At 51.0% G+C, this 11,908-nt stretch carries 14 protein-coding genes and 2 pseudogenes; 4 read left to right on the top strand and 12 right to left on the bottom strand.

The window, feature by feature from the left end; all coding sequences use genetic code 11:
* Positions 1-100: 100 nt before the first annotated feature.
* Positions 101-1,158: pseudogene (gene ispG / locus JCM15764_RS16630) on the bottom strand (flavodoxin-dependent (E)-4-hydroxy-3-methylbut-2-enyl-diphosphate synthase).
* Between the two features lie 34 nt (positions 1,159-1,192).
* Positions 1,193-2,656 carry an NADP-specific glutamate dehydrogenase gene (gene gdhA / locus JCM15764_RS16625; RefSeq protein WP_439645322.1) on the bottom strand — a complete coding sequence of 488 codons (1,464 nt, stop codon included), beginning with the start codon at positions 2,654-2,656 and terminating at the stop codon, positions 1,193-1,195.
* A gap of 359 nt (positions 2,657-3,015) precedes the next feature.
* Here gdhA and JCM15764_RS24615 point away from each other — a divergent pair, with 359 nt between their 5' ends.
* Together JCM15764_RS24615 and rlmD are read left to right on the top strand one after the other, a co-directional pair.
* Complete coding sequence (locus JCM15764_RS24615; protein ID WP_243689240.1) at positions 3,016-3,249, top strand: hypothetical protein; 234 nt, start codon at positions 3,016-3,018, stop codon at positions 3,247-3,249.
* Positions 3,198-4,355 carry a 23S rRNA (uracil(1939)-C(5))-methyltransferase RlmD gene (rlmD, locus tag JCM15764_RS16620; protein WP_243689239.1) on the top strand — a complete coding sequence of 386 codons (1,158 nt, stop codon included), beginning with the start codon at positions 3,198-3,200 and terminating at the stop codon, positions 4,353-4,355. The genes JCM15764_RS24615 and rlmD overlap by 52 nt, the downstream gene beginning before the upstream one ends.
* A 192-nt stretch (positions 4,356-4,547) precedes the next feature.
* Here the strand turns inward: rlmD and JCM15764_RS16615 are convergent, their stop codons facing one another.
* The 5 genes and pseudogenes from JCM15764_RS16615 to JCM15764_RS16595 form a co-directional block, all read right to left on the bottom strand.
* The gene (locus tag JCM15764_RS16615) at positions 4,548-4,949 is read right to left on the bottom strand and encodes a hypothetical protein (protein ID WP_054697725.1); all 402 of its coding nucleotides are present in this window, start codon (positions 4,947-4,949) and stop codon (positions 4,548-4,550) included.
* The gene (locus tag JCM15764_RS16610) at positions 4,946-6,310 is read right to left on the bottom strand and encodes an HD domain-containing phosphohydrolase (protein WP_243689238.1); all 1,365 of its coding nucleotides are present in this window, start codon (positions 6,308-6,310) and stop codon (positions 4,946-4,948) included. The genes JCM15764_RS16615 and JCM15764_RS16610 overlap by 4 nt, the downstream gene beginning before the upstream one ends.
* Positions 6,311-6,491: 181 nt before the next feature.
* Positions 6,492-7,356 (bottom strand): annotated as a pseudogene (locus JCM15764_RS30650) (NAD(P)-dependent oxidoreductase).
* A 111-nt stretch (positions 7,357-7,467) separates the two neighbouring features.
* Positions 7,468-8,124 carry an endonuclease III domain-containing protein gene (locus tag JCM15764_RS16600; protein ID WP_054697720.1) on the bottom strand — a complete coding sequence of 219 codons (657 nt, stop codon included), beginning with the start codon at positions 8,122-8,124 and terminating at the stop codon, positions 7,468-7,470.
* A complete protein-coding gene (locus JCM15764_RS16595) occupies positions 8,121-8,351 on the bottom strand; it encodes a hypothetical protein (protein ID WP_054697716.1) in 231 nt (76 codons plus the stop codon). Before JCM15764_RS16595 ends, JCM15764_RS16600 begins: the two co-directional genes overlap by 4 nt.
* Before the next feature lie 169 nt (positions 8,352-8,520).
* On the opposite strand from JCM15764_RS16595, the gene JCM15764_RS28685 reads away from it, so the two are divergent.
* Together JCM15764_RS28685 and JCM15764_RS16590 are read left to right on the top strand one after the other, a co-directional pair.
* Positions 8,521-8,691, top strand: coding sequence for a hypothetical protein (locus JCM15764_RS28685; RefSeq protein WP_369412356.1), 171 nt, complete (start codon positions 8,521-8,523; stop codon positions 8,689-8,691).
* A complete protein-coding gene (locus tag JCM15764_RS16590; RefSeq protein ID WP_369412355.1) occupies positions 8,682-9,362 on the top strand; it encodes a PHP domain-containing protein in 681 nt (226 codons plus the stop codon). Before JCM15764_RS28685 ends, JCM15764_RS16590 begins: the two co-directional genes overlap by 10 nt.
* A gap of 73 nt (positions 9,363-9,435) precedes the next feature.
* On the opposite strand, the gene JCM15764_RS16585 is transcribed toward JCM15764_RS16590, so the two are convergent.
* From JCM15764_RS16585 to JCM15764_RS16575, 5 genes are all read right to left on the bottom strand, one after another.
* Positions 9,436-10,038, bottom strand: a complete 603-nt coding sequence (locus tag JCM15764_RS16585) for a cytidylate kinase family protein (protein ID WP_439645323.1) — start codon at positions 10,036-10,038, stop codon at positions 9,436-9,438.
* Between the two features lie 5 nt (positions 10,039-10,043).
* Positions 10,044-10,256, bottom strand: a complete 213-nt coding sequence (locus JCM15764_RS30145) for a cytidylate kinase family protein (protein ID WP_439645321.1) — start codon at positions 10,254-10,256, stop codon at positions 10,044-10,046.
* A gap of 97 nt (positions 10,257-10,353) precedes the next feature.
* Complete coding sequence (locus tag JCM15764_RS24610; RefSeq protein ID WP_243689237.1) at positions 10,354-10,521, bottom strand: hypothetical protein; 168 nt, start codon at positions 10,519-10,521, stop codon at positions 10,354-10,356.
* 20 nt (positions 10,522-10,541) lie between these two features.
* Positions 10,542-11,033 (bottom strand): MgtC/SapB family protein, encoded by a 492-nt coding sequence (locus tag JCM15764_RS16580; RefSeq protein WP_243689236.1) that lies wholly within the window; start codon positions 11,031-11,033, stop codon positions 10,542-10,544.
* A gap of 21 nt (positions 11,034-11,054) precedes the next feature.
* Positions 11,055-11,906 (bottom strand): GTP-binding protein, encoded by an 852-nt coding sequence (locus JCM15764_RS16575; protein ID WP_054697713.1) that lies wholly within the window; start codon positions 11,904-11,906, stop codon positions 11,055-11,057.
* Positions 11,907-11,908: the final 2 nt, after the last annotated feature.

Raw genomic sequence — 11,908 nt, 5'->3', positions numbered from 1 at the left:
CTTCACTCTTCACTCTTCACTCTTCACTCTTCACTCTTCACTCTTCACTCTTCACTCTTCACTCTTCACTCTTCACTCTTCACTCTTCACTCTTCACCCTTCACCCTTCACTTTTTGCAGCTTTAAGTACCTCTTCAACCAAGGCATCGGCCAACTCCCCCTCCGGAACCTTGCGCACGATCTCGCCATGCCTGAAAAGCAGACCTTCGCCACGGCCGCCGGCCACACCGAAATCGGCCTCGCGGGCCTCGCCGGGACCATTGACGACGCAGCCCATCACTGCGACCGTAAGGGATTTCTCCACCGCACCCAGTCTTTTTTCCACCTCTTCTGCAACCTTGATGAGGTTGATTTGGCAGCGACCACAGGTGGGGCAAGAGACAAAGTTGATGCCACGCTGTCTGATGCCGAGAGATTTGAGGATCTCGTACCCGACCCGCACCTCGTCAACCGGGTCACCGGTAAGGGAAACACGCATGGTGTCGCCGATACCGTCGGCAAGGAGGATACCGAGACCGACCGAAGATTTGATGGTGCCGGAAAATATGGTACCGGCTTCGGTAATGCCGATATGGAGCGGATAGTCTACTGCCTGGGAAAGGAGACGATATGCGGAAACGGTTTTCATGACATGGGAGGCCTTGAGGGAAATCTTTATCTGGTCGTAGCCAGGTCTTCGAGTATGCGTACATGGCCCAGGCCGATTCCACCATGGCCTCGGCAGTGGGATGGCCATATTTCTGCAGCAGTTCCTTTTCCAGGGAACCGGCATTGACTCCGATACGTATCGGCACCTGGCGCTCAGCCGCAACCTTTACCACCTCGGACACCTTCCACTGATCGCCGATGTTGCCCGGATTAAGCCGCAGACCGTCGATGCCGTTCTCCAGCACCTTAAGTGCCAGTTTGTAGTCGAAATGGATATCGGCAATAACCGGAATCGGACTGTCGGCCTTGATGCGGCCCAGCAACGGCGGCATCCATATCCGGAACAGCGCAACGCACCAGTTCGCAGCCGACATCGTTCAGCCTGCGGATTTGATCCAGAGTGGCGGTCACGTCCCGGGTATCGGTGCTGCACATGGATTGGACGGAGCATGGGGCGTCTCCACCGATTTTTACATTGCCTACAGTTATCTGTTTGGTCATTTTTCTCATAACCGGGGCATAGTAGCCAGTTAATGGGATAAAGTCAAGGGAGGAGACATGGCCGATGCAGAGTTTTGAGGGAGGGGGAAACTTTTGAACAGATGCAAAAAAGGCGGGGTTTGATCCCCGCCTCCTTTGTACTTACTCTGATACTTGCGTTACACGAGGCCGTGGGCAACCATGGCGTCTGCCACCTTGATGAATCCGGCGATATTTGCACCGACAACATAGTTTCCAGGAGCGCCATACTCTTCAGCCGTATCGTAGCAGAGCTGATGGATACCGACCATGATACCTTCCAGTTTCTTCTCGGTAAACTCGAAGCTCCAGGAATCACGCTGGGCGTTCTGCTGCATTTCCAGGCTGAAGTTGCAACACCGCCGGCGTTGGCAGCTTTGCCGGGACCGTAGGCAATCTTGGCATCGAGGAATACTTTGATACCTTCAGGAGTGGTAGGCATGTTGGCGCCTTCTCCGACGGCTATGCAGCCGTTTTTAACCAATGCCTTGGCATCCTTGCCGTTAATCTCATTTTGAGTTGCTGACGGCATGGCAACCTGGCAGGGGATGTCCCAGATGTTACCGTTGGCGATATATTTCGCGTCTTTGTGAAAGGTGGCATAGTCGGATATACGACGGCGCTCCACCTCCTTGAGCTGCTTGATCAATTCAACATCGAGCCCTTTCTCGTGAATAATAACTCCATTGGAGTCGGAGCAGGCGATACACTTGCCGCCGAGTTGGTGAATTTTCTCTATCGTGTAGATGGCAACGTTGCCGGAGCCTGAAACGAGGCAGGTTTTACCATCAAAAGACTCTTTCCGGACTTTAAGAGCTTCGTTGATGAAGAATGTGGCACCGTAGCCGGTTGCTTCGGGACGAACGAGCGAGCCGCCCCACTTGAGGCCTTTGCCGGTCAGCACTCCTGCCTCCCAGCGATTGGTGATCCTTTTGTACTGTCCGAACATGTAGCCGATTTCACGCCCGCCGACACCGATATCGCCGGCAGGTACGTCAGTATGCTCACCAAGATGCCGATAGAGTTCGGTCATGAAGCTCTGGCAGAAACGCATGATCTCATCGTCTGACTTTCCTTTGGGATCGAAATCGGAACCACCCTTGCCACCGCCGATGGGCATGCCGGTAAGGGAGTTCTTGAAGATCTGCTCAAATCCGAGGAATTTGATGATGCCGAGATAGACGGAAGGATGGAAACGGAGACCGCCCTTGTATGGACCGAGGGCGCTGTTGAACTCGACCCGGAAGCCGCGGTTGATGTGCACCTGGCCATTGTCGTCCTGCCAGGGTACCCGGAAAATGATCTGACGCTCCGGCTCAGCGATTCGCTCAATAATTTTACGCTCAAGGTATTCCGGGTGCTTTGATACGACAGGTCCCAGGGATTCCAAAACTTCTGCTACGGCTTGGTGAAACTCCACTTCGCCCGGGTTCCTCTTCAGGACTTCTTGGTAAATTCCTTGAACCTTTTCATCGATTTGCGGTGACATCCAGTTCCTCCTTCATTTGAAATACGAGTGCTGAGGTCAGCAATTAGCCGCCCCACGAAAATGACTACATTTTATGCATCATCTGCACCATAAATGAGCACACGCGGAAAATACAGCAGAAATGCCGACTTAAGGTTATATTTCAATCATTTACCATGCCGCATCAGAAAGCAGCTGCATATTAATTACTCAGAAAACACTTACCAGGTGATTACTTTTTCTACACACTATATTTATTTACCTACACGAAATCGACCATTGACAGATGATTTTTTTTCCTATTTAGTATCCCCATGAAAAAAGATACCCGATCAAGTTCCCAAGCCCAAAAAGAAGGCAGCAAACTGAAAACAGGCCAAATGATTGAGGTGGCCATAACCTCCATAAATGACGACGGTTTCGGTGTCTCCTGCCACGAAAATACGCCCATTCTGATTGCCGGTGCCCTCCCTGGCGAGTCTATCCGTGCCAAGGTCACCTATGTGGGAGAAGGGAAACCTTCGCCGGCATTTGGAAGATCGTCAAATCTTCGCCCGACCGGATGGTACATCCATGTTGCGACAGAGGTGCGTGCGACGGTTGCGCGCTTCTAAAGATGAAATACCCGGCTCAACTGGCATGGAAAAAACAGCTGGTCATCAAATTCATCCGTCGTCACAAGACACTGGAAAAAGCGGTGTTGCATGAGGTAGTCCCGTCTCCGCAGCAACTTCACTACCGCAATTCTGCGAAATTGGTCGTGGCCGGCAAATTTGCCGATCCCGTTATTGGCATCTACCGCCGCAACAGTCACGACGTTCTGGATGTCACAGGCTGTGCCGTCCATCATCCTCTCATTGACAAGGTAATCGAGGCGGTGAAGGTCGGGATAAAAAAGGGCAAGGTTCCCATTTACCATCCGAAAAGCCAGATGGGGCTTTTGCGTTATCTGGTGATTCGTGTTTCTGAATCTGCCAACAAGGCCATGGTGATATTTGTTACAGCGGAGCGCAGCTACAATGAGCTCCATCACCTGGCGAAACATCTGAAGAATGCAGTACCCGAAGTCAGTGTCATCGCCCAGAACATAAACAGCTCCCAAGGTAATGTAATCCTGGGGCAGAAGGACCACTTTGTCACCAGGGAGCAGGTTCTGTCTGCAACCATGGGGGACACGAAATTCCTTATCTCACCCCGTTCTTTCTTCCAGGTGAACAGCGGCAGTGCCCGGATTATTTACGAGAAGGTTCGTGAGTGGGCAGCCCTGACCGGCCCAGAACGAGTTCTCGACCTTTATTGCGGCATTGGCGGAATTTCACTTTTTCTGGCCAGACAATGTAAAGAAGTGACCGGTATCGAGGCAGTGGATGCTGCCGTTGCCGATGCCGAAAAGAATGCACAGCTGAATGGCATCGGCAACTGCCGATTCATTGCGGGAGATGTGGCAAAGCTTATTGAAGAAATACGGCGGGAAGATAAAAAGGTAGACCTGATAGTCCTGAACCCACCACGCAAAGGTTGTGATGAACAGGTTCTGAAACAGGCTTCCGCCCTGGGGCCGGCAAAGATCATCTACGTATCATGCTCGCCGGATACCCTGGCCCGCGACCTTAACCTGCTGGCTGGTCTTGATTATGAAACCAGGGAAATTCAGCCGGTGGACATGTTTCCGCAAACACCCCATGTGGAAAATGTAGCGTTGCTGACGAAAAAAAATTAGTTCAATCTTCCATTACCTGCAGGGATTTTTTCTGAATTGTTGCTGTCTCAATAGCTTTTCGTGCTTCGCTGTGCCCGGCATTGAACGAAAGAATGCTCTTCCAGGTTCTGATAGCCCTGTCCAATTCACCCCGTCTGTATTCCTGCAGCCCCTGATCCATGAGCCTGTTGGAACATGATTCAAGATGAATTCTTATCTTTCTTGTCCCTGACCTGACTTTCCTCCGCAAAGAACGCTCTGCCGGATAAGCAGCAAGGCCGATCTGAATGCCTGGCCCGCAAAGACATGGTCACCGCGTGCCATTGCTTCTTCAGCTGTGTCCACGAGGCCATTGATTGCTGTAATGAATTCATTTTCCATTCCCGCCGAAGGCTGGTTCAGCTGGTTCCGGCAGGCAATGGTTGTCAGAGCTTGGCGATACAGTTTTTTTTCCATAAGAAGGGCAACCTTCTTCTGCATTGCCGATACCTGCCGCTCGGGTATCGGCTGATGCGGCTTTTCACCTGCTGGCCGCAGAATCTTTTCTGAGGTGGAACAGGCGGCAAGACTGATTAATAAAAGCAAGAATATTGTTTGCCTGAAAAAGATCATCATGCCGACAGCCTGAGCATTAACTGGGGGATGGCATGGTTTGGCTGCCCCAAAGATTTAACAAAAAGATCAACCAGTTCCGGCTCAAATTGGGATCCGCTGTAACGAGTGATTTCATTTATGGCAATTGCCGCAGGCAGACCACTGCGATATGGTCGTGAAGTGGTCATTGCATCATAGGCATCGGCAATCGCAATAATCTTGGCGAATAGCGGGATTTCCGCACCTTTCAATCCTTCGGGGTAACCCTGACCGTCATACCACTCGTGGTGATAAAGAACGGCAGGAACAAACCTTTGAAGCGCCCGGGAATGGCTGAGAATTTCTGCACCGTGACGCGTATGCAGCCTGACCATTTCCAATTCCTCTTCGTTCAGAGGTGCTGCCTTTTTCAAGACCTTGTCGGGAATTCGTATTTTCCCAAGGTCGTGCACCAGGGCAGCCACCTCAAGATCCCGCAATTCTTCAGTGTGAAGTCCCAACTGCTGACCCAGCATGACGGATAATGCCGCAACGCGGGTCGAATGACGGAGTGTGTAATCATCCCTGGCATCGATGGATGTGGCAAGGATCTTTACCGTGGCCAGGTAAGATTCTTCAAGGCCATGGGCATATTCTTCCAGCTTGTCCTGCTGCTGTACGATTACCTGGGCCATCTGGTTAAAATTATCCGTCAATTCTCCCAATTCGTCATGAAGTTTTACCGTCAATGCCCCTTGGTATTTACCCGACTGTAGCTGCGAAACCCCTTCCTGCAACTTTTTGATGGGAGCTGTAAAAAACCCGGCAAGATAATATGAAGCCAGAACGGCGATAACTAGAATCAGGCCGGAAGCAAGGGCCACCATTCGGCGCGCATCTCCCCGGGCGTCCACCAAAGTGACGCCATCTATGGCCAGATGTAATGAACCTATCTTTCTGGTTGCAAACCTTATGGGAGTACTGAACTCGTAGACGTCTCTGCCGCCCCTGCTGCTCACTGCAACCATGGTGCCGTCCACATCCCTGCTGATCACCCTGGCTGGCGTCTTCTGTTCGTATCTTCCTCCATTTTTCCTTAGATCGCTATGGGCCGTAATGATTCCATCATGATCCACGGCCGCCACATACAGAACATCAGGCTGCCGTTCCTTCAGCTTGGCGACAAGGTTGTCCACCACAAGACGGTCATGGGCAAGCAGCCCGAAAGCTGCAGTGTTGGCTGCCCCCCTTGACAGCGACGTGCCGCGTTTGACCAATTCCCCCAGAAGAAACCTGTCCATAATCCCCATGACGGCCACAGACGACACCGCTATAACCGCTGTCACCAGCAGGAAGGTAACGAAAGAAAGTTTGAACCTGATTCCCAGAAACGGCAAACCCACTCTCCTGACATTGAAGTAAATATTTGTTTCTCGGTTCCGGTGCTTTATAACAAGTTCAATTAATTTTGTCCATTAATTTGTGTTGGCAAATTAAAGCAAATAAATTTCGTTTTAGGCAAAAAAACAGGGCGCCACTGATGGTCGCGCCCTCTTCTCGCTTTTTTCGTTTCTTGAAGTGCCTTTATTTTCTCAAGACTTTAACCACTGCGGAATAGTCTTCTTCGCCGCGGCCATCCTGCACCGCCTGCTCGTAGAGTTTGCAGGCCGTTTCCGCTCCGGGAAGATCCAAATTAACCTTTCTGGCAGCATCCATAACCAAAAGAAGTTGTTCGTGTACATATTTGAGAGCAAGATTACGACTGAAATCACCCCTGGCTATGCTGCGCCCCTTGGAATGGAAGAGGGGCGAAGCAACGCCGCCGGAATCGAGTACTTCGAGAATTTTATCGGCAGTAAAGCCAAGCTTCTCGCCAAAGACGATGCCCTCTGCCAAAGATTGCATCAGTTCGGCCTGCACCAGGTTGACGATGAATTTCATCCTGGTGGCATCGCCTATCTTGCCGATATGGATGATGTTAAGACCGAAATAGGAGAATGTTTCGCGGCAACGCCCGAGCAGGGAAGGATCCCCGCCGGCAAGAATGGTCACCAGACCGTTGGCAGCATGCTCCTTGGTTCCCCACACCGGCGCTTCCAGGAACATCACCCTGCGTTTTATGGCTTCGTCGGCAAGTTTCAAGGTCGTTTCCAGGGAGTGGGTACCCATATCCACCAATATCGTGCCGGGATCGAGCTTCGAGAACTCCATCCTTGCCGAAGACGAATGTTTCCAAACCATGGCTCTCGGGAAGAATGACTATAACAAGATCTTTGCCCTTTGCAGCTTCGCTGGGGGTTGCGGCAGCTTTTGCTCCCAGCTTGACCAGCTCATTTAGCGGTTCCGCATCATCGTCATAGACAGTGAGATCATAATCCGCCTTTGTCAGATTGGCAGCCATATGCCTGCCGACAGTACCCAAACCGATAAAACCAAGCTTTCTCAACATAACCGGCCTCCCGCAATAATAAATTACATCTTCATGTCATGGATATGAAGTTTACAACCTCTCAGCCGCCGAGACAAGCCATAATAGATTAAAAAATCCGCGGCAACTCCTTTACCTGGACTTTTTTACCCCGACTCTGTCGCACATCTCGATCAAGGGACAGGTGGAACAGATTGGTGATATGGGATTACATTGATTCTGACCAAAGGTAACCAGCAGATCGTTGATCATGAGCCAGTACTCGGTGGGCAACTTACCCCTCAATGCCTGTTCGGTCTGCTCCGGAGTTCTGGTCACCACATATCCCCAGCGGTTGCAGATGCGGTGAACATGGGTATCCACGCAGATACCTGGTTTTCCATAACCGAGTGTTACCACAAGGTTGGCAGTTTTCCTGCCGACCCCTTTGAAAGTAAGAAGTTCCTCTATTTCATCAGGGACCTTTCCCTGGTATCTTTCCATGAGCAGGCGGCTGATTTCCTTTATCCGGGCAGCCTTGACCCGGAAAAAGCCTACCGGATAAACCGCCTTTTCAATGATTTCGACTGGTAGAGCAGCAAGTTTATCAGGAGTATCTGCCAGTGCGAACAGCCGATCTGAAGCTGCCGATGTGGTTTTATCCTGGGTGCGAAGTGAAAGAATACAGGAAATCAAAACCTTGAAAGGGCTCCCCTGACGCTGGGAAACGATTATGACGGCCGGACTCTGCCAGACTTTCACCGCTTCCAGAAGCAGGGTGACAGCCCGGTGAATTTCCGGATCCCTCAAACCAAGCCTCTGTTTTTAAAGATACGCATGAAGAGAATGCCCAGGATGCAGAAGGAGAGCCCAACACAGAGAAACAGGTAGCCTATACTGCTGCCGTCCCCCAGCCCCAACAGATCCCGCCCTCGCATGAACAGTATCAGGCCAAGACCGGCAAAGGTGGAAATACCACCTGCAATGTAAACTACAAATGCCACGAGGGCCAATGCGATACCCTGCTTTTTTGCCATAGGAGAAATACCTCAATTGAGTTCTGATCGCCCAGCTGCGATAATCGGACGCATTCTACTGTATGCTAAGCAGCAAGGCAACTGTATTAATATATGCAATTTGCCTTTCTCCCGATTAGGGTTTATATCTTGAGAGCATTCTGCGAAAAGGAAAGGAACATTTCAATCAATGATAGATCTTCATATCCACTCAACCTATTCCGACGGCATTTACAAGCCGGCTGAACTGGTGGCCATGGCTGCAGCAAAAGGCTTAAGACCATTGCCCTGGCCGATCACGATACCGTTGCCGGTATCGACGAGGCACTTGAAGCAGGCCAAAGCCGGAATGTGGAAGTGATTCCGGCCGTCGAACTGTCGGTGCAGTTCGACACTTACCAGGACGTTCACCTTCTGGGTTACCTGATTGACCACCGGGACCGGACATTTCTCGACAAGCTTGCTGAATTCCGCACCACCCGGGACCAGCGGGGCCAGGCCATCATCGCCAATATCAATGTAAAACTCCAACAGGAGAAAAAAGAGACCATTACCTATGATGAAGCGGTAAACTTGGCTGATGGGGCCTTCGGCAGGCCTCACATTGCTCGCGTGCTGGTAAACAGGGGGTACGCAAAGGACATGCAGGATGCTTTCGAGCGTTACCTTATCCCATGCGATGAACCAAAGCGCTATTTTCCCATGGATGAAGCACTGGCAGAAATAAGAAGACTGGGGGGGATTGCCGTGTTAGCTCATCCCACAAGCATCAGCGAAGAAAGAAAGGTACTTGCCACTGTCATAGGCAAGCTGGCTGAAAAAGGGCTCCAGGGAGTCGAGGTCTACAACAACATGTGCAATGCCGATGAGTCTGCCTTTCTTGCCAGGCTTGCCGAAGATCTCGGTCTTGCAGCTACCGGTGGCTCCGACTTCCATGGCATCGAGGGCGGTATCGAGATGGGCACGGGACGTGGACAGTTGGCCATTCCCCATGCCCTGGCAACTGCCCTGAAAAGCATGCACCATCTTTAAAATCGCAAACATGAAAAAAGGCCCCGTGGAGAGGGGCCTTTTCAGCTTCAATGCAATATAAATGGAAACGCATTTATTCCAGGTGATGCTGGTAATTCATCACCTGGAGATCATCGTCCACCTGTATTACTCCTTTGACCTTTTCGGCAATTCTCACCGCCTCTTCCCGCTCTTCATCGTTATGCACATGGCCCGTCAGGGAGATCGCTCCGTCCATACACTCGATCTTGAAGTGCAGGCTACCGATCTTGCCGGATTTCAGCAGTGCAACCTCCACCCGTTTGCGCAGTGTAAGATCATCGAGGTGGGAAGCCAGGTCGGCCTCCCCTTCTTTGAGGTTAGGATCCTTGGCCGCAGCAACAATGGCTTCGACGATAGCGCTTTTTGACAATCGAGAGGTGTTGAACACAAGATCATATTCAAAAGGACTCTGCCAGTCCCTGTCGAAATAAAAATGGGTGAAGCCGCCACGCTGGTGGTCGCTCCTGCGGATAAGGTCACGGGCCAGATCAGGGTCGATCCATTCGCGTTCGGCAAGATTTTCAACCCTTTCCTCAAAGGGTGCTATGATGCGCACCCGCAGGACGTTGGTCATGCCCTCAAGGAGATATTGTGCTCCCCTGCCATACATAACCACATTTCCTTTTCTGGCAGCATCCAGCAGAATCAGTTCCATGGTGCTCAAGTTGCAGCCTGCAGCCTGTCTTCAGCAGTTATGTAAGCGGGAGGTTTTTCATCGACCCTCTCCAGAATATCTTCTGCCAACCCATAACTTTTGGCCAGCTCCGCAATTTTGGGTCCATCAATCAGTGTATATTTCAACTTTTTCGACAGTTCCTTGGCCATTGCATATGCACCAGTGCCCATCTGTCTGGATATGGTAACGATCGCCATTCTCATCTCCTTTCATTAGAAAACTGCCGAATATTAGCATGTAAATATTCTGTATACAAGACATTTGCTAAATTCGGCTTGGCCCTGTGAAACCTTATCAGGTAAAACTTACTTTTTTGACCCCGGTTACAAGGGCGATTTTATCAATCATGGCAAAAATCTCGTTGCGGCTGTTAAGCTTGAGATCGTACTCCACGTGGATCAGCTTTTCCTCAATATTCTTCTCGATTCTGGCAGCAGTTATCTCCAACTTGTTCTGATTCATCAGAGCTTCCATGTCGGCAATCAGCCTTCCCGGTCATTACCGGATACCTTTACCGTGGCATAAACATCCCTGGCAAGCACACGCTCGATCCTCTTCAGGAGCAGCAGGCTGATAAGAGAAATTACCGTTACAACAAAAGCAATGCCGAAAAGACCAATGCCGCAGGCAATACCGATGGCAGACGCAATCCAGAGACAGGCTGCGGTTGTCAGTCCCCTGACGGAAGCATTTTCCCTGATTATGGCCCCGGCGCCAAGGAAACCGATTCCCGTTACAACCTGGGCGGCAACCCTTCCCGGATCGACACCCACCGGCAAAGTGCCGCTGAAATTGCCGAAGACCCGGTAAAATTCAATGGAAGAGACCACAAAGAGGATGAACCAAGGGAAACCAGGAGATGGTCCTGAAACCGGCTGGCCTGCGTGTATCTCTCTCTCCAGGCCTATGATCCCACCCAACAATGATGCGAGGAGAAGCCGAACTACCATTTCCACATCAACAGCCAAAGACATGTTCCCTATCTCCAGATTAGATCAGCCAAGTTTCAGATCCAGGGTCACAGTTTTTTCCCTGCCCCCATAACTTATGACCAATGGCAGGCGCATGTGCCCGTTACCCAATATCTCCGCATTACCGAAAAAGGAGATTTCGGGTTCGGCTCCTTCACTGGCCGGCAAAAGGGAACCCGTTCCGGTTTCGGTAACAAGTTCATCTTCTACTGCATATCTGCTGATGTCTTCATCGCCTTGTGCACCAATTGACTGCTGCAAAGCAGGCTCATAGATGTTTTTCTCTCCGGTACCTTCTTCTCGCAGCTTCTTCAGTACCATCTTGACCAGGGTCAACAGAGCGTTGAGGACTCCCTCCCCTTTGTTCGCCGTAACAGGAACTCCCGGTCGATTGCGGGAATTCAGCATCCTCTGCATCTCTTCCACCGGAGCCGCATCGGCGCAGTCGCGCTTGTTGTAGGCAAAGACCAGAGGGATGTCTGAAATGGACTGTCCAAAACCTCTCAAATATTCATCAAGGTTTTGAAGGCTTTCCCGATTGGCGGCCATTCTCTCGGGGGCTGAATCGGCGACGAATACAATGCCGTCTACCCCTTTCAGCACCATTTTCCAGGGAGCGGGACCGGCAGGCTCGCCTTTCAGCGTATATATGTGCAGGCGAACGTTATAGCCGTTTACATTGGCGTCACCGGGGGGAGTAAAGTCGAAAAAGTACATCTTGTCAGCCTGAACATTCATTGTCTTCAGCTGTCCCCGGAACTCCGGCTTCAATTTGGCGTAAACGTGGTTCAGGTTGGTCGTTTTCCCCGACAGCCCAGGGCCATAGTAGACCAGCTTTGCATTTATTTCCCGCTTGTTATTATTCACCAGAGCCATTG

The organism is Geotalea toluenoxydans JCM 15764 (assembly GCF_001311985.1).
Classification (GTDB): domain Bacteria; phylum Desulfobacterota; class Desulfuromonadia; order Geobacterales; family Geobacteraceae; genus Geotalea; species Geotalea toluenoxydans.
This window is presented reverse-complemented; position numbering and strand designations above follow the sequence as displayed.